Raw genomic sequence first — 16,313 nt, 5'->3', positions numbered from 1 at the left:
CGCATCTAAGAGGTAAAATTGATTATCTCTACCGATTCGATAGCATTCCTAAAATGAAACTAGCCACCCTCAAAGACGGCACCCGCGACGGCCAGTTGCTCGTCGTTTCCCGCGACCTGAAGACCGCCGTGGTCGCCGATGGCATTGCCCGCAATTTGCAGCGCGCGCTGGATGACTGGAGTTTCATCTCGGCCCAGCTCGACGACTTGTACCGCCAACTCAACGAGGGCAAGGCCCGCCGCAGCTTCGACTTCGAACCGAAGCATTGCATGGCGCCGCTGCCACGCGCCTATCAATGGGCCGACGGCTCCACCTACGTCAATCACGTTGAACTGGTACGCAAGGCACGCAACGCGGAAATGCCGGCGTCGTTCTGGGAAGACCCGTTGATGTACCAGGGTGGCAGCGATGATTTCATCGGTCCTTGCGACGACATCGCGCTGAAACACGAGGAATGGGGCATCGATTTCGAATCGGAAATCGCCGTGATTACCGACGATGTGCCAATGGGCGCCACGCCCGACCTGGCCTTCCAGCAGATTCGCCTGCTGATGCTGGTCAACGACGTATCCCTGCGCAACCTGATCCCCGAGGAACTGGCCAAAGGCTTCGGCTTTTTCCAGTCCAAGCCGGCCAGCAGCTTCTCGCCGGTGGCCGTTACGCCGGACGAACTGGGCGATGCCTGGAAGGATGCCAAGGTCCACCTGCCGCTGCGCTCGACCTGGAATGGCAAGCTGGTAGGCCAGCCCAATGCCGGCGTGGACATGGTCTTCAACTTCGCGCAGTTGATCTCGCACCTGGTAAAAACCCGCAATGCCCGCGCCGGGACCATCGTCGGCTCCGGCACCGTCTCCAACAAGGATGCGAAAAAGGGCTATTCCTGCATCGCCGAAAAGCGCTGCCTGGAGATGATCGCCGATGGCAAACCGACAACTCCCTTCATGTCCTTCGGCGATACCATCAAGATCGACATGCTGGACGCCGACGGCAAGTCCATCTTCGGCGCCATCGACCAGCAAGTCTGGCAATTGGGCCGTCCGAAAGCTACGCCGGTGCAGGCTCCGGAGGCGGCCCCCGCCGAGTAAAGCCCGATTTACCTCCCTTTTCCAGCGATAGCTCTTGCCCGGCCGCAGCGATAATGGCACGGTCGATAACAGGAGCGGTCAATGGCTGAAGACAGCGAAGCCGAGAAAACAGAACCCGCGTCACAGAGGCGCCTCGAGCAGGCGCGTGAAGAAGGGGACGTGCCCAGGTCGCGCGAAGTCGCGACCTTTACTGTTCTCATGGCAGCGGGCGCCGGCCTGTGGATGACCGGTTCCGGCCTGGTGCGCGAATTGAGCCGCAGCCTCACCTCGGGGCTGTCGCTGACGCGCGAGCAGGTCTTCAATCCCGATGTCCTGACTACCCGCATCCTGGTCGATGTGGTGCAGGTGATGCTGGCCTGCCTGCCGATCGCCGTCGCCGTGATGGTGGTGGCCCTGGCATCGCCGCTGCTGGTCGGCGGCTGGCTGTTTTCGGCCAAGGCCTTTACACCGAATTTCATGAAGCTGAATCCCATCACGGGCATCGGCAATATGTTCTCCACCAACTCGCTGGTGGAACTGATCAAGGCCATCATCAAGTCCATCGTGGTGGGCGTGGTGGCCTATATGGTCATCTCGCGCCAGCAGCAGGAGGCGATCGGCCTGATGGTCGAACCGCTGCATACCGGCAGCACGCACGTGATGAATATGCTGGGCTTCAGCTTCATCGTAATCGTTGGCGCACTGGGTTTCATCGCCTTGATCGATGCGCCGTACCAGATATGGCATTACGCGAACAAGCTGAAAATGACCCGCCAGGAACTGATCCAGGAATCCAAGGAGTCGGACGGCAACCCGCAAATCAAGGGCAAAATCCGCCAGCTGCAGCGCGACATGGCGAAGAAACGCATGATGCAGGAAGTGCCGACAGCCGACGTCGTGGTGACCAACCCGACCCACTATGCGGTGGCGCTGAAATACGCCGAGGGCGGGCAGGGCGCGCCGCGCGTGGTGGCCAAGGGCACCGACGAAGTGGCGGCCAAGATCCGCGAATTGGCGAAAGAGCATCGCGTCGCCATCCTGGAAGCGCCGCCGCTGGCGCGTGCGCTGCACAAGCATACCGAAATCGGCGATGAGATCCCGCCGCGCCTGTACGCCGCCGTGGCGGAAGTATTGGCGTATGTGTACCAGATCAAGGCTTATCGTCCAGGCTTGCGTTACCCGGATCGTCCGGCCAAGCTCGATGTGCCGGATGATATGGACCCACTGCACCAGACGCAGTAAAGCAATAAAGCAATAACCAACGGAGTAAGCGAGAATGAACGCCCTGAACATGCCGCCGTGGCTGAAAGGCATTGCCGGTAACGGCCAAGCCTTGGCTGCGCCAATCCTGATCATCATGCTGCTGGCAATGATGATCCTGCCGTTGCCGGCATTCGTGCTCGACCTGTTCTTCAGCTTCAATATCGCCCTGTCGATCATCGTGCTGCTGACCAGCCTGTACACGGTCAAGCCGCTCGACTTCATGGCGTTCCCGACCGTGCTGCTGGTATCGACCATGCTGCGCCTTTCGTTGAACGTGGCATCGACCCGTGTTGTGCTGACCGAAGGCCACACCGGCCCGGATGCGGCAGGCAAGGTGATCGAGGCCTTCGGCCACTTCCTGATCGGCGGCAATTACACCGTCGGTATCGTGGTGTTCGTGATCCTGACCATCATCAACTTCGTGGTGGTGACCAAGGGCGCTGGCCGTATCGCTGAAGTGGGCGCGCGATTCGCTCTCGATGCAATGCCTGGCAAGCAGATGGCGATTGACGCCGACCTGAATGCTGGCCTGATCGGCGAGCCTGAGGCGAAGCGGCGCCGCAACGAGGTGTCGCAGGAGGCCGAATTTTACGGCGCCATGGATGGTGCATCGAAATACGTGCGCGGCGACGCCGTGGCCGGCATCCTGGTAACCGTCATCAACGTGGTGGGCGGCCTGCTGGTGGGCATGATCCAGCACGATATGGGCTTTGCCGATGCGTTGAAAAACTATGTGCTGCTGGCGATCGGTGACGGCCTGGTGGCGCAGATCCCTTCGCTGATCATCTCGATTGCAGCCGGTATCGTGGTGTCGCGCGTGGCCTCCGAGACCGACATCGGAACCCAGCTGATCAGCCAGCTGTTCGGCAAGCCGCAAGTGCTGTTCATCACCGGCGCCATCATCGGCGGCCTGGGCCTGATTCCAGGCATGCCGAACCTGGTGTTCATCCTGCTGGCGGCGACCCTGATCGGCTCCGGCTACATGCTGCAGAAGAAGGCCAGGGAAAAGGGGGAAACGGTGGCGGCCCAGGAAGCCGGCGGAGCAGGTGGCGGCGCCGCTGCCGGTGCGGCGGGCGGTGCGCAGGCGGCAACCGAGCAGGAAGAGGCGACCTGGCAGGACGTGCTGGCGGTCGATACCCTCGGCCTGGAAGTGGGCTATCGCCTGATCCCGCTGGTCGACAAGACCCAGGGCGGCGAACTGCTGAAACGGATCAAGGGCATCCGCAAGAAGTTTGCCCAGGAGGTCGGCTTCCTGGCGCCGCCGGTGCATATCCGCGACAACCTGGAACTGAAGCCTTCCGCCTACCGCATCACCTTGAAAGGCGTGGAAGTCGGCACCGGCGAGGCCTTCAACGGCCAGTACCTGGCGATCAATCCGGGCATGGCAAGCGGTACGCTGCCTGGCATGGTCACCACCGATCCGGCCTTTGGCCTGCCTGCCATCTGGATCGACGCTTCGCTGCGCGACCAGGCGACCGGCATGGGTTACACCGTGGTCGATGCCGGCACAGTGGTGGCGACGCACTTGAACCACCTGATTACGTCGCATGCCTCGGAACTGCTTGGCCGCGCGGAAGTGCAGTCGCTGCTGGATCACCTGGGCAAGGATGCGCCGAAACTGGTGGAAGACCTGGTGCCGAAGATGCTCTCGCTGTCGACCTTGCAGAAGGTGCTGCAGAACCTGTTGGCGGAAGGCGTGCACATCCGCGATATGCGCACCATTATTGAGACGCTGGCCGAATTCACTCCGCATACCCAGGATCCGAATGATCTCACGGCGCAGGTGCGCGTGGCACTGGGCCGGGCGATCGTGCAGCAGTTGTTCCCGGCTGGCGGCGAATTGTCGGTCATGACGCTGGATAACCGCCTGGAACGCTTGCTGATGCAGGCCATGACCAGCGGCGGCGGCGATGCGGCAGGCATCGAGCCGGGGCTGGCCGATACCATTGCGCAGCAGGCTGCGACAGCGACGCAGCAACAGGAGGCGCTGGGTGTGACGCCGGTGCTCCTGGTGCCGGGGGTCTTGCGTCCGCTGCTGTCCAAGTTCCTGCGCCGCGCGCTGCCGCAGTTGAAGGTGCTGTCGCATTCGGAGATTCCGGAGACGAAGACTATTCGGGTCACCGCTCTGGTGGGCGCGCAGTAAGCCGGTAAGCCAGGGCCAGGCCCTGGTTACCGGTTTTGAATTGGGCTGCATTTCCCAAGCTATTCCACCGATTGTTACCTCGATGCATCGTCAATAATTTGACCATGTGCGAATCTGTCGGAGTAGCAGCAAATGAACGTCAAAAAATTTACCGCCCCAACATCCCGTGAAGCGCTGCGCAAGGTACGCGAAACGCTCGGCCCGGATGCGGTGATCCTTTCCAATCGCGCCGTTGACGGCGCGGTGGAAATCCTGGCCTTGGCCGGCGACGATGCCGCTGCCCTGGCCCCGCACTCCCCGGATTCCCCGATGTCCGCGCCGGCGCCGCAGCTGGACCTGGCGCCAGCCGCGCCGGCTGCAGATTACGCGCCGGCCCTGGTGTCCCAGCCGGCCGCGCCGGTGGTACGTGCCAGCGCCCGCCCGGCGCCGGCGGCCCCGCGCGCAGCGGCCCGCCCGATCGCTGCGGTCCCGATCGTTCCGGCCCCGGCCGCACCGGCAGTCGACATGGACCGCATTTCGTCCCTGGTCGCCGAAGCCGTCGCCAGCGCCAAAGCCACGGCTGCTGCCGAAATGACCAGCATGATGAGCGAACTGCGCGCCATGCGCGGCATGATGGAGACCCAGCTCAACGAACTGGCTTTCGCCAACACCCAGCAACGCGAACCGCACAAGACCGTGGTGCTGCGCGAACTGCTGGCCGCCGGCTTCTCCGCCAGCCTGGCGCGCTACATGACCGACAAGCTGCCCAGCACCCGCGACAGCGCCGAGGCCCTGCAATGGATGCGCACCGTCCTGGCCCGTAACATCAACGCCATGAACAATGAAGATGCGCTGCTGGAAAAGGGCGGCGTATTTGCCCTGGTCGGCCCGACCGGCGTCGGCAAGACCACCACCACCGCCAAGCTGGCGGCGCGCTGCGTGATGCGCCACGGTCCGGAAAAGCTGGCCCTGATCACCACCGACGCCTACCGTATCGGCGCCCACGAGCAACTGCGCATCTACGGCAAGATCCTGGGCGTGATGGTGCATTCGGTGAAAGACGAAGCAGACCTGCGCATCGCCCTGAATGAGTTGCGCAACAAGCACACCGTGCTGATCGATACCGTCGGTGTCAGCCAGCGCGACCAGATGGTGGCCGAGCAGGTTGCTATGCTGCAGGGTGTCGGCACCGACGTACAGCGCATCCTGTGCATGAACGCCACCTCGACCCAGGAAACCCTGTCCGAAGTGGTGCGCGCCTACCAGGGCAGCGGCCTGGCCGGCGCCATCGTCACCAAACTGGACGAAGCCGCCTCGATCGGCTCCGCGCTGGACGTGGTGATCCGCCACAAGCTGCGCCTGTTCTATGCGTCCAACGGCCAGCGCGTGCCGGAAGACCTGCACCTGGCCGATCCGGCGGCGCTGGTAGAGCGTGCCTTTGGCGGCCTGGCCGCCTCGAAATACGGCGACGCCGAACTGCCGCTGCTAATGGCCGGCGCCGCCCATGACCCGATGCTGCGCGAGGTACGCTTTGGCTAATTTCGACTTCGACCAGGCCGAAGGCCTGCGCCGGATGCTGGCCGGCCCCCGGCCACGCATCATCACCTTCCTGTCGGCCACGCCGCAGGACGACAAGGGCGCCATGCTGGTTAACCTGGGCGCGTCGTTATCGCAGGCCGGCAACGACGTGCTGCTGGTCGATGCCTGCGCCAGCGCCCACGGCGTGGTCTCCCGCCTCGGACTGGACCACGGCGCCAGCCTGCTCGACGTGGCACGCCAGCGCTGCGGCCTGAACCAGGTCCTGCATGCTGCACCGCAGGGCTTCAACGTGGTGTCGATGACGCGCGGCGAGTCGCGCCGCGGCCCGGACGAAGGGCGCCGCCTGGCCAAGGCCTTCGGCGTGCTGGCCAGCCAGAGCGGCATCGTGCTGGTGGATGGGGAATTCGACGGCGAAGCCTTCCCGGTGCCCCTGATGGCCAGTTCCGAGATCGTGGTGCAAGTGTCCAACAGTGCAACTTCGATCAAGAATGCCTATATGATGATCAAGCGGCTCAGCCATGAACTGGGCCGCCGGCCGTTCGGCATCCTGGTCACCGGCGCTTCGGAGGCCGAAGCAAGGGTGGTTTACGATAATATGGCGCATGCGGCAAGCCGTTACCTGGCAGTCAACCTCGTTTCCATGGGGTCTGTGCCGGCCGACGAATACCTGCAGCGTGCAGCCCGCCTGGGTCGTGCGGTGGTGGACGCCTTCCCATTGGCCGGGGCTTCTGTGGCCTTCCGCCAGTTGGCCGGGCGTTTTGCGATGGGGAGCTGCAACCATTTTAGAGCCTGAAAAGAACTAGAACCTTTATGTACACGGTCAAAGGGAAGGTGGACAAGGATTCCTTGCTGACGGAGCACATGCCGTTGGTGAAGCGTCTGGCTCACCATATGAAGGCAAAATTGCCGCCCAGCGTGGAAGTGGATGACCTGGTACAGGCCGGCATGATCGGCTTGCTGGACGCTATCAATCGATATGAGGAAACCCACGGCGCCCAGTTCGAGACGTATGCGGTGATGCGCATCCGCGGCGCCATGCTCGATGAATTGCGCTCTTCCGACTGGATGCCGCGTTCGATGCGGCAGGATATGCGCAAGATTGAAAGCGCCATGGCCACGCTGCAGCAGCGCCTGGGCCGCCCGCCGACCGAATCGGAAGTGGCGAAATCGCTCAAGCTGTCGCTGGCCGATTACCAGGAAATGCTGTCCGAGGGCGGCGGCCACCAACTGGTGTATTACGAAGATTTTCATGACGAGGACGGCAACGACAGCTTCCTCGACCGCTACGCCCATGATGAAGATGCCGATCCGCTGCGCGCGCTGCTCGACACCGACTTCCGCCAGGCTGTGATCGATGCGATTGATGCGCTGCCCCCACGTGAGAAAATGCTGATGGGCCTTTACTACGAGGAAGAGCTGAACCTGAAAGAGATCGGCGCCGTGATGGGCGTGTCCGAGTCGCGGGTATCGCAATTGCACACACAAGCCGTGGCACGCCTGCGTGCCTCGCTGCGGGAGCAGGCATGGACTGGTCCAGCGTAGCCGGTGTGCTGCTGGCGCTGGCCGGCATCATCGTCGGCCAGGGGCTGGAAGGCGGCAAGATCAGTTCCTTGCTGCAGCCTGCGGCCTTTGCCATCGTGGTGATCGGCACCTTCGGCGCAGTCATGCTGCAAACCCGTTTGCCGACCCTGCGCCGCGGCCTGACCATGCTGCGCTGGGTCTTCAAGCCGCCGCCTGACAACCGCGCCCAGTTGGCGCGCGATATCAACAACTGGAGCATGCTGGCCCGCCGCGACGGGCTGCTGGCGTTGGAGCGTCCCATGCTGGGCGCCAAGGACAAGTTCGTGGCCAAGGGCTTGCGCATGATCGTGGACGGCATCAATCCGGACAAGATGCGCCAGATGCTCGATATGGAAATCACCGCCTTCGAAACGGCGGAACGCCAGGCGGTGCGGATCTGGGAATCGGCGGCCGGCTATTCGCCGACCATCGGCATCCTGGGCGCGGTGCTGGGCCTGATCCACGTGATGGAAAACCTGACCGACCCGAGCAAGCTCGGTTCCGGCATTGCGGTGGCATTCGTGTCGACCATCTATGGCGTCGGCCTGGCCAACCTGTTCTTCTATCCGATTGCCAACAAGCTCAAGACCATCGTTACGCGCCAGGTCTACCTGCAGGAGCTGACCGCTTCGGTGATGTACGACATCGCCACCGGCGATTTCACGCGCGTTATCGATGAACGGATCGCGACCCTGATGCGGGAGCCGTGACATGCAGAACCGCCGCGCGCGCCGCAAGTTCGACGACGATCCCGAGAACCACGAGCGCTGGCTGATTTCCTACGCGGATTTCATTACGCTGTTGTTTGCTTTCTTTGTGGTGATGTACGCGGTGTCCTCGGTCAACGTGGGCAAGTACAAGGTGTTTTCCGACGCCCTGGGCGATGCCTTTGGCGGCGCCGGGGCGGCACCGCCTACCAATACCGAAGTCCAGAGTTTGCCGATTCCGAATCCGGCTTCGCGCAAGCGCAACGAGGCGATCAAGAAGGAAAAGGAGCAGATGACGCGCCTGGCCAAGGATCTGGCCAGTACCCTGGCGCCCCTGGTCAAGGAGGGCAAGGTGCGGGTGACGCAGAATAGCCGGGGGGTCAGCGTGGAGATCAATGCCTCGGTGCTGTTCCGGGCCGGCGATGCGAGCCTGACCGATGAATCGCGCGAGGCGCTGACGGCGGTGGCCACGCTGTTGAAGGACGACCCGCACAATGTGCAGGTGGAAGGGCACACCGACAATGTGCCGATCCGGAATGCGGCATTTCCGTCGAACTGGGAATTGTCGGCGGTACGGGCGGGGACAGTGGTCCGGCTGTTTATCGAGTCGGGGATCGCCGCTTCGCGCATGACGGCGGTCGGGCATGCGGACAACCAGCCGGTGGCTTCGAACGATGATGCGGAGTCGCGGGCCCGGAATCGGCGGGTTGCGGTGACCATCCTGTCGGGAATTCCGGATCCGGCGACCGAAATTCCAAACCTGTAGGTCAGGCGCGCAGCCGCTCCGGATGCGGCACCGCCGCGCGCAGCCGCTGCCTGCGCCGCCAGCTCCACGCCGTGCCGATCGCCGCCACCAGCAGCACCAGCGCCGCCACCGGCCACGCCGACGCCTGCAAATTCTTCTTCGCCTGCTCGTCCATCAATGCTTCGGGAAACGGCCGCGGCTGCGTCGGCACCACCTGCCAGTTGCTGCGATCCGCCGGCGCGCGCGCCATGAATTCATCGATCGAATATGCCGGCGCCGAGCCGAACGCGCGGCTGGAAGGCACTTGCGGAATGCGCACCAGCAGCACCGCCTCCACATCGGACAGCAACTGCTGCTCGAACCCGCTCAACTGGCGCCCGGCCTGGCCGCCCAGCACATTGAGCAAGTCCTGGCCCAGCGCATCGAACGCCACCGCCGGATGCAAGCGGGTCTGCTCCTCGGTGAAATAGCTGAAGGCCTTCCTGCCGCTGGCAACGCTCAGGTCCTTGGCCGCCATGTAGGCAAAAGCGCCCACCGCCTTCAGGCGATTGGTCGGTCCCTGCAGCGGCCATTGCCAGCCCAGCTTGCGCAGCACGTCGACGTTGATCCCGGTGCAGTTGGCTGCCGCATGCTGGTAGGTGAAATGATGGGCATAGAACTCGCGGAACACCTGGTTCACGTTGGCCTGGTAAGCCTGTGCCGTGCGCGGGTCTTTCAGCACCGCCACCAGCATGTACGACGGCCGGTAATACTGCTGGCCGCTGTTCAAGTCCATCAGGTAGTTGTCCGCCGGCAGCGCCGACGCAACGATGCCTTTTTCGCTATAGGAATCCAGGCCGTAGAAGTTATTCACCAGCCAGTCCGACCATTCGCCCTGCGGCCCCAGGCGGCCGGTGGCGATGGCGAAATGGCCGCCATACGCTTCGTCGTCATCGCCCTGGGCGCCGCTCAACATCATGGCCAGCACCGGCTTGCCCGCCAGGTCGGCCGGCGCGGCACCGGGACGTTGCCATACCTTGCGTACCGCGTACTCGGCGCGCGCGCCGCCCTCGGCATGCCGCACGAAGCCTTGCAGGTCGTCGCCACCGGACAGCGGCTGCAGCGGCAGCTGGCCCGCGTCGATCACATAGTCGCGCGGCCAGATGGTGCGGGCGACGAACTGCTGGCCTGCCTCATCCCAGTGGCCGCGCACGCGCACCTCGCGCTGGCGGAAGAAGGCTTCCGAGCTGGCATCGAAGTAGGAACGGTTGCTGGCGATCTTCGGCGCCAGGCGAAACTGCAGGGCGCCGCCATCGGCCGTGTGCAGCGACTTGCCGTCAAAGCGCGCCTGCGGCACCAATTGCGGTGAACCGAGCCAGACCAGGCCCGGCGCATCCTTGGCGCCGGCCAGCGGCAGGGCGATCAGCTCGTCCTGGAAATACCACAAGGCTGGTTTCTGGCCGCAGTCGGTACAGCGGCCGTTGGCCAGGCGGAAATTGTCGGCGGGCTGCAAGCCGAATTGTTCGCCGCCAAGAGCGGAATGAACCGGGGCAGCACCGGCTTGGGCGGTCGTGGCCGCCAGAATAATTCCTGAGAGAAATGTACGCATGCGCCCATTATGCAGAGAGTTGCATAAAAAGTCATTATTTTGAATGGTCCGGCGGCGCGCCGGCGGTGAGCGCCTTAGCCGGCAATGAAGCCGCGGCGGGTGGTGCCCCCGGTGGTCATGCCGCTCGGGCCGTAGACCGTGGTTTGCTGCGGGCGCAGCGCTTGCAGTGCGCCCTGGGTATGGCCCAGGTGCTTGTTGATCAACACGCCGTTCAGGCGGTTCAATTCCTTCGCCGCGCGGGTCTGGTCCAGCAACTGCTGCCAGAGGAAATTGGCAGCATCGTCCTGCTGGGCTTCCAGCCACGACTCCATGCCCAGTTCCAGGGCCGGATAGCCGGCCTCGGCGAGCGCCTGGTGGCGCGCGGTGGCCAGGGTGGCCATTTCATTGACCAGAGCCGACTTGTGTGGGGTCAGCGAGGTCAGGTGGTCGATGTCGGCCGCGACCAGGTCTTGCTGTTCCTGTTTCAGGACGTCCAGCAATTCCGTGATCTTGTTCAACTCAGCCTGCAGGCTGTGTTTCGGGGAGACAGCGGCCATCATGCTTCCTTAGCGTTGCTTACGGGCGTGCAGCAGGTCGCGGACCGTGTCCAGCAAGCCGTCTGCCACCTTTTCCGAATTGACCTGGAACTGTCCGTCAGCAATTGCCATCTTGATGCGTTCGACTTTTTTGGTGTCGAACACGGCATTGCTGGCTGCAGCGCCACTGGCCGCCATTGCCTGTCCTTGCGAGGACAGGCGCACATTGTCGGTACCTGCCTGTGGTGCGGTCGAAGTCGCAGCGGCGGCCTTGTCCGCGCTGCGCGCGTTCGTGCTCGTCGCGGGCGAACTTGGCAAGCCCGGCGTGTTCTTCAATGTATCGTTGATCTTCACAGCATTATCCTCGTCTGGTTGGAGTACTTTACCCCGGCATACGAGTCTATTACGGCAACCTGCGGCCAAACTTTAGCTGGCATCGTGAAACTTGTTCAAAAAGCTACTTCGACCAGACCGCCCAAGCGGGCGATCCCGCTGATTTGCTGGCCATTCCCGGTGCGCACGGCCACCACCTGGCCCTCGGCCGCCGAACCGGCGGCCTTGCCCTCGGCCGAGACCGAAAAGCCATGGCCCCTGGTGACCAGCTTGACCAGTTGGCCCAACAGGATCACCGGCTTGGCTTTCACCATGTCCACCCGCAGCGGGGTGCCGGCCGAGATCGACATGCTGCTGGACTTGCCAATCAATTGCGCCTTGTCGGTGGCAATGCCCGGCGGCAGGGCGGTCAGTTCGCCTTGCATCATTGCCAACTGTCCGTCTTCGATGGCCTGGCCCTGGACCAGCGGCACGGCGGCGGCCACATAGCTGCCCAACACCGATACCTGGGACTGAATATATACCGTCCACGGCGAAGGCGCCGCACAACGCACGCCGACGGTGGTCTTGCCCCAGGCGCGTGCACCCGGCATCAGGAAGGCTTCCGGCGCGGGGCAGGGCGCCAGGTGCAGGCGCGGATCGACCGCACCGACGCTGACCGTGACCTTGCCCGGCAGGCCGGCCGTCTGGACTTGCAGGAATTGTTCGGCCGCCTGGCGCAGGGCGGCAGGCTCCATGCGGGCTGGAGCGGCGCCGGCCACGCCGGCGGCAAACAGGCTTGCCATGAAGAGGACTGGTTTCATGCTGCCCATCTTAGCCTTCGCGCGGCAGCGGCAAGCCGGGAATAGGGGCCACAATCCGGCCTTTCTCTGCCGATCAAGCCAGCACATTGCTCCGTATCATCGAACCTGTCATCAAGCGGAGAAGTGCCATGTTAGGCAAACTCGACAACTACCTGCTGTTCAACGAAACCGCCCTCAGCCTGCGCGAAAAGCGCCAGGCCGTGCTGGCGTCGAACATTGCCAATGCCGACACGCCGCATTACAAGGCGCGCGACATCGACTTTTCCGCCAACCTGCAGGCAGCCATGCAGCGCGCGGCCACCCCGCAGCCGTTGACGACCACGGCCAACCGGCATTTCCCGCGTCCAGCGCAGGATGGCAGCACGCTGGCGGACGGCACCGCGCTGCTGTTCCGCCACCCCGCGCAGGGCGCAGTGGACGGCAACACGGTCGACATGGATGTCGAGCGTAACAACTTTGCCGACAATGCCTTGCGCTACGAAGCCGGGGTGACCTTTATTAATTCGCAGATCAAAGGCCTGCTGGCCGCGATCCAGGGAGGCCAGTAATGTCCTTGTTCAGCATCTTCAACGTTTCCGGTTCGGCCATGAGCGCCCAGGCGCAGCGCCTGAACGTGGTGGCCTCCAACCTGGCCAACGCCGACAGCGCCACCTCGGCCAGCGGCGAAGCCTACCGCGCCAAGCAGGTGGTGTTCGAAGCCACCCCGAGCGCCAACGGCGCCGCCACCTCGGTCAAGGTGAGCAAGGTGGTGGAAGACCCGTCGCCGCTCAAGCAAGTCTACGATCCGAAGCACCCGCTGGCGGACGAGAAGGGCTATGTGACGATGCCGAATGTGAATGTGGTCGATGAGATGGTGAATATGCTGTCGGCCTCGCGTTCTTACCAGACCAATGTCGAAACCATGAACGCAGCCAAGACCATGCTGCTGAAAACCCTGACGATCGGACAATAACCATGGCCATCACCAATACCCCCGTCACCGGCGGCAGCGCGCCGTCGCAAGCCTTGCTCAACGCGGTCAACACCCGCGGCAACAGCGGCTCGGACAAGAGCGTGTCGGCCGACCAGGATAAATTCATGACGCTGCTGATCACGCAGCTCAAGAACCAGGACCCGCTCAACCCACTGGACAACGCGCAAGTCACCAGCCAGCTGGCGCAATTGCAGACCGTCACCGGCATCAACAAGCTGAACGAGACGATCGAATCGCTGAAAAAGGATTACGCCAATTCCGCTTCGCTGCAGGCGACCAACCTGATCAACCATGGCGTGCTGGCGGCCGGCAAGAACCTGCAACTGGTGTCGGGCAAGGGCCTGTTCGGCGTTGAGCTGAAGAACGCGGTCGACACCCTGCAAATCGACATCAAGAATGCCGCCGGCAAAGTGGTGCACACGCAGACGCTGCAGGCGGTCGATGCGGGCGTGCTGCCGCTGGGCTGGGATGGCAAGCTGGCAGACGGCACCACCGCGGCGGACGGCATGTATACCGTCAGCGTCAGCGGCACCCTGGGCGGCAAGGCGGCCGAAGGCGTGCAAGCGCTCACCTTCGGCACCGTGGCCAGCGTGTCCACCGGCGCCGGCGGCACCAAGCTCAATGTTCCAGCCATCGGTCAATTGACCATGGATGATATCAAACAAGTTTTGTAAGCCCAACCTGATAGGGGAAATACCATGTTTCAACAAGGTCTCAGCGGTCTGAACGCCGCAGGCAAGTCGCTCGACGTGATCGGCAACAACATCGCCAACGCGAGCACGGTGGGCTTCAAGAGTTCGCAGGCGCAGTTTGCCGACCTGTACGCCAATTCCCTGAACGGCGTGGCGGGCACCAACCCCGGTATCGGCGTGAGCATCGCGCGCATCGCGCAGCAATTCACGCAGGGCAATATCGAAACCACCAACAACCCGCTGGACGTGTCCATCAACGGCGGCGGCTTCTTCCGCACCGTGGCGCCAAGCGGCGAAGTGCAGTATTCGCGCAATGGCCAGTTCCTGCTCGATAAGAACGGCATCATCACCAATGCCCAAGGCAATGCGATCACCGGCTACCTGGCCAACCAGAGCGGGGTGATCCTGGCCGGCGCGCCGGTGCCGATCAAGATCGATACGGCCGACCTGACCCCGGTCGAGACCACCGAAGCGAACTTCAAGATCAACCTGTCGTCCACCTCGCCGGTACCGACCAAGGTGCCGTTCGACGCCACCGATCCGCTGACGTACACCAAGCAGACCGTGATGGATGTGTTCGACAGCCTGGGCAATGCCCACACCATGTCGGTGTTCTATGTGAACAAGGGTAGCGGCGTGTGGGATGTGTACGCCGGCAGCGATGGCGTGCAGATCGACTCCAAGAAGATTGCGCAAGCCGTGCTGACCGACCCGGCGTCGCAGGCGGCGCGCACCGCCTACAACACGGCAGCGGCGGCCGGCAATGCGGCCGGCATGCTGGCGGCCCAGCAAGCGTATTCCGCTGCTGCCGGCGCGGCCATGACCGCGGCCGCGACTGCGGCGGGCGCCACCCCGGCGCAGCTGGCGAAACTGGCGGCGGTCTACACGCCGCCGACCGACGTCGGCGCCGTCCCGGGCAATACGCCTGACATCATCGACCAGAAACTGGCGGCGGCCATCACGGTCCCGGCCGTCAAGGTCGGCACCCTGGCCTTCGACACCAACGGCCAGTTGAGCGCAGCGCGCATGGCGCTGTTGACGCCACCGCAGACCTTGCCGTTCACCATCAACCTGCCGATCTTCCCGGACAACGGCGCCGACTTGACGATGACGATTTCCACCAACTTCGTCGGCACCACGCAATACGGTTCGCCGACCAGCGAGAAGGAATCGGTCCAGAACGGCTATTCGTCGGGCAGCCTGCAGCGCTTCTCCACCGATGCCAGCGGCACCATCATCGGCCAGTACAGCAACGGCAAGTCGCGGCCGCTGGCGCAATTCGTGCTGGCCAATTTCGCCAGCCCGGACGGCCTGATCCCGCTCGGCAACAACGTCTGGGCCGAAAGTTCGGCATCGGGCGCGCCGCAGGTCGGCGCGCCGGGGGAGGGCGGCCTGGGCCAATTGCGTTCTTCTTCGGTCGAATCGTCCAACGTGGACCTGACCAAGGAACTGGTCGACATGATCACCGCGCAGCGCGTCTACCAGGCCAATGCGCAGACCATCAAGACCCAGGACTCGGTACTGCAAACCCTGGTCAACCTGCGTTAAACGACTAAAGCGAGCAAGCGATGGACCGCCTTGTCTACACCGCCGCCACCGGCGCGCGCCACATCCTGGAGCAGCAGGCCACCACGTCGAACAACCTGGCCAATGCCACCACGACCGGCTTCCGCGCCCAGCTCGACTCCTTCCGCGCCGTGCCGGTGGTGGCGGAAGGTTTGCCGACCCGTACCTTCGTGGTCGACAACACGGTCGGTTCGGATTTCCGCGCCGGCGCCATGCAGACCACGGGGCGGCCATTGGACGTGGCCTTGCGCGGCGACGGTTTCATTGCCGTGCAATCCAGCGACGGCTCCGAAGCCTATACCCGCAACGGCAGCCTGAAGGTCAGCGAAAACGGCATGCTGCAAACGGCCGCCGGCCTGACCCTGGTGGGCGAGAACGGTCCGATCGCGATTCCGCCCGACGCCCAGGTGGCGATTGCCGCCGACGGTACCGTCTCGGCCATCGACACCACCCAGACCCAGCCCGGCCCGTCGAATGTGCTGGGCCGCATCAAGCTGGTGAACCCCGACGTCAAGGGACTGGTGCGCGGCGACGATGGCCTGTTCCGCCAGCAAAGCGGTTTGCCGGCCGACCCCGACCAGGGCGTGCGCCTGGCCGACGGCACGCTGGAAGGCAGCAACGTCAACCCGATCGACGCCATGGTCAATATGATCACCTTGGCACGCTCGTTCGAAACGCAGATGAGTTTGCTGAAAAACGCGGAAAACAATGCCGCGAAAGCCACGCAAATCTTAGCGTTGAATTAATATTGCACCAATGTTGTTGCCTTGTGGCAACGATTAAGGTGGCTGCCATTGCGCGCATCGCCGGGATTGCCCATCATGGGACTTTTCGTCCCAGCAG

The 16,313-nt window shown here is 63.5% G+C and carries 17 protein-coding genes; 13 read left to right on the top strand and 4 right to left on the bottom strand.

Annotation, left to right across the window (positions count from 1 at the left end):
• The first annotated feature begins 53 nt into the window (after positions 1 to 53).
• The 8 genes from BM269_RS21035 (at position 54) to motD (ending at position 9,021) form a co-directional block, all read left to right on the top strand.
• On the top strand, positions 54 to 1,085 hold the full coding sequence (locus BM269_RS21035) for a fumarylacetoacetate hydrolase family protein (RefSeq protein WP_090441574.1): 1,032 nt from the start codon (positions 54 to 56) through the stop codon (positions 1,083 to 1,085).
• 81 nt (positions 1,086 to 1,166) lie between these two features.
• Positions 1,167 to 2,306: a flagellar biosynthesis protein FlhB gene (gene flhB / locus BM269_RS21030; RefSeq protein ID WP_090441571.1), complete on the top strand. Its 1,140-nt coding sequence runs from the start codon at positions 1,167 to 1,169 to the stop codon at positions 2,304 to 2,306.
• Positions 2,307 to 2,340: 34 nt separating this feature from the next.
• Positions 2,341 to 4,470, top strand: a complete 2,130-nt coding sequence (gene flhA / locus BM269_RS21025) for a flagellar biosynthesis protein FlhA (RefSeq protein ID WP_090441570.1) — start codon at positions 2,341 to 2,343, stop codon at positions 4,468 to 4,470.
• A 132-nt stretch (positions 4,471 to 4,602) separates the two neighbouring features.
• Entirely contained in the window at positions 4,603 to 5,988 is a 1,386-nt protein-coding gene (gene flhF / locus BM269_RS21020; protein WP_090441568.1) for a flagellar biosynthesis GTPase FlhF, read from the top strand.
• The gene (locus tag BM269_RS21015) at positions 5,981 to 6,781 is read left to right on the top strand and encodes a MinD/ParA family ATP-binding protein (protein ID WP_090441565.1); all 801 of its coding nucleotides are present in this window, start codon (positions 5,981 to 5,983) and stop codon (positions 6,779 to 6,781) included. Before flhF ends, BM269_RS21015 begins: the two co-directional genes overlap by 8 nt.
• Before the next feature lie 17 nt (positions 6,782 to 6,798).
• The gene (locus BM269_RS21010) at positions 6,799 to 7,530 is read left to right on the top strand and encodes an RNA polymerase sigma factor FliA (RefSeq protein ID WP_090441563.1); all 732 of its coding nucleotides are present in this window, start codon (positions 6,799 to 6,801) and stop codon (positions 7,528 to 7,530) included.
• On the top strand, positions 7,512 to 8,258 hold the full coding sequence (locus tag BM269_RS21005; RefSeq protein ID WP_090441560.1) for a flagellar motor protein: 747 nt from the start codon (positions 7,512 to 7,514) through the stop codon (positions 8,256 to 8,258). Before BM269_RS21010 ends, BM269_RS21005 begins: the two co-directional genes overlap by 19 nt.
• A gap of 1 nt (position 8,259) precedes the next feature.
• The gene (gene motD / locus BM269_RS21000; RefSeq protein ID WP_090441557.1) at positions 8,260 to 9,021 is read left to right on the top strand and encodes a flagellar motor protein MotD; all 762 of its coding nucleotides are present in this window, start codon (positions 8,260 to 8,262) and stop codon (positions 9,019 to 9,021) included.
• Between the two features lies 1 nt (position 9,022).
• Here motD and BM269_RS20995 read toward each other — a convergent pair whose 3' ends face one another.
• From BM269_RS20995 to flgA, 4 genes are all read right to left on the bottom strand, one after another.
• On the bottom strand, positions 9,023 to 10,588 hold the full coding sequence (locus BM269_RS20995) for a hypothetical protein (protein WP_211482732.1): 1,566 nt from the start codon (positions 10,586 to 10,588) through the stop codon (positions 9,023 to 9,025).
• Between the two features lie 74 nt (positions 10,589 to 10,662).
• On the bottom strand, positions 10,663 to 11,127 hold the full coding sequence (locus BM269_RS20990) for a flagella synthesis protein FlgN (protein WP_229204729.1): 465 nt from the start codon (positions 11,125 to 11,127) through the stop codon (positions 10,663 to 10,665).
• Positions 11,128 to 11,133: 6 nt separating this feature from the next.
• Positions 11,134 to 11,457, bottom strand: coding sequence for a flagellar biosynthesis anti-sigma factor FlgM (flgM, locus tag BM269_RS20985; protein ID WP_090441552.1), 324 nt, complete (start codon positions 11,455 to 11,457; stop codon positions 11,134 to 11,136).
• A 95-nt stretch (positions 11,458 to 11,552) separates the two neighbouring features.
• Positions 11,553 to 12,239 (bottom strand): flagellar basal body P-ring formation chaperone FlgA, encoded by a 687-nt coding sequence (flgA, locus tag BM269_RS20980; protein WP_090441958.1) that lies wholly within the window; start codon positions 12,237 to 12,239, stop codon positions 11,553 to 11,555.
• A gap of 128 nt (positions 12,240 to 12,367) precedes the next feature.
• Between flgA and flgB the strand changes: the two genes are divergently transcribed.
• Genes flgB through flgF form a run of 5 tightly spaced genes read left to right on the top strand, consistent with a single transcriptional unit; the run spans position 12,368 to position 16,216 of the window.
• Complete coding sequence (gene flgB, locus BM269_RS20975) at positions 12,368 to 12,787, top strand: flagellar basal body rod protein FlgB (RefSeq protein WP_090441548.1); 420 nt, start codon at positions 12,368 to 12,370, stop codon at positions 12,785 to 12,787.
• On the top strand, positions 12,787 to 13,191 hold the full coding sequence (gene flgC / locus BM269_RS20970) for a flagellar basal body rod protein FlgC (protein WP_055930683.1): 405 nt from the start codon (positions 12,787 to 12,789) through the stop codon (positions 13,189 to 13,191). Before flgB ends, flgC begins: the two co-directional genes overlap by 1 nt.
• Before the next feature lie 2 nt (positions 13,192 to 13,193).
• On the top strand, positions 13,194 to 13,886 hold the full coding sequence (locus tag BM269_RS20965; protein ID WP_090441545.1) for a flagellar hook assembly protein FlgD: 693 nt from the start codon (positions 13,194 to 13,196) through the stop codon (positions 13,884 to 13,886).
• Between the two features lie 24 nt (positions 13,887 to 13,910).
• Positions 13,911 to 15,452, top strand: coding sequence for a flagellar hook protein FlgE (locus tag BM269_RS20960; protein ID WP_090441542.1), 1,542 nt, complete (start codon positions 13,911 to 13,913; stop codon positions 15,450 to 15,452).
• Between the two features lie 20 nt (positions 15,453 to 15,472).
• Positions 15,473 to 16,216 carry a flagellar basal-body rod protein FlgF gene (flgF, locus tag BM269_RS20955; protein ID WP_090441539.1) on the top strand — a complete coding sequence of 248 codons (744 nt, stop codon included), beginning with the start codon at positions 15,473 to 15,475 and terminating at the stop codon, positions 16,214 to 16,216.
• The last annotated feature ends 97 nt before the right edge of the window (positions 16,217 to 16,313 follow it).

The sequence above is a fragment of the Duganella sp. CF458 genome (assembly GCF_900113115.1).
In the GTDB taxonomy this organism is placed as follows: Bacteria; Pseudomonadota; Gammaproteobacteria; order Burkholderiales; family Burkholderiaceae_D; genus Rugamonas.
The sequence above is the reverse complement of the archived record's forward strand: the minus strand, read 5'-3'. Positions and strand labels throughout refer to the sequence as shown.

Coding starts and splice junctions, on each gene's coding strand:
- flhB (WP_090441571.1), top strand. CDS start 1,167: ATGGCTGAAGACAGCGAAGCCGAGAAAACAGAACCCGCGTCACAGAGG.
- BM269_RS21010 (WP_090441563.1), top strand. CDS start 6,799: ATGTACACGGTCAAAGGGAAGGTGGACAAGGATTCCTTGCTGACGGAG.
- flgF (WP_090441539.1), top strand. CDS start 15,473: ATGGACCGCCTTGTCTACACCGCCGCCACCGGCGCGCGCCACATCCTG.
- flhF (WP_090441568.1), top strand. CDS start 4,603: ATGAACGTCAAAAAATTTACCGCCCCAACATCCCGTGAAGCGCTGCGC.
- BM269_RS20960 (WP_090441542.1), top strand. CDS start 13,911: ATGTTTCAACAAGGTCTCAGCGGTCTGAACGCCGCAGGCAAGTCGCTC.
- flhA (WP_090441570.1), top strand. CDS start 2,341: ATGAACGCCCTGAACATGCCGCCGTGGCTGAAAGGCATTGCCGGTAAC.
- flgC (WP_055930683.1), top strand. CDS start 12,787: ATGTCCTTGTTCAGCATCTTCAACGTTTCCGGTTCGGCCATGAGCGCC.
- flgA (WP_090441958.1), bottom strand. CDS start 12,239: ATGAAACCAGTCCTCTTCATGGCAAGCCTGTTTGCCGCCGGCGTGGCC.
- motD (WP_090441557.1), top strand. CDS start 8,260: ATGCAGAACCGCCGCGCGCGCCGCAAGTTCGACGACGATCCCGAGAAC.
- BM269_RS20965 (WP_090441545.1), top strand. CDS start 13,194: ATGGCCATCACCAATACCCCCGTCACCGGCGGCAGCGCGCCGTCGCAA.
- BM269_RS21005 (WP_090441560.1), top strand. CDS start 7,512: ATGGACTGGTCCAGCGTAGCCGGTGTGCTGCTGGCGCTGGCCGGCATC.
- BM269_RS21035 (WP_090441574.1), top strand. CDS start 54: ATGAAACTAGCCACCCTCAAAGACGGCACCCGCGACGGCCAGTTGCTC.
- BM269_RS20990 (WP_229204729.1), bottom strand. CDS start 11,127: ATGATGGCCGCTGTCTCCCCGAAACACAGCCTGCAGGCTGAGTTGAAC.
- BM269_RS20995 (WP_211482732.1), bottom strand. CDS start 10,588: ATGCGTACATTTCTCTCAGGAATTATTCTGGCGGCCACGACCGCCCAA.
- flgB (WP_090441548.1), top strand. CDS start 12,368: ATGTTAGGCAAACTCGACAACTACCTGCTGTTCAACGAAACCGCCCTC.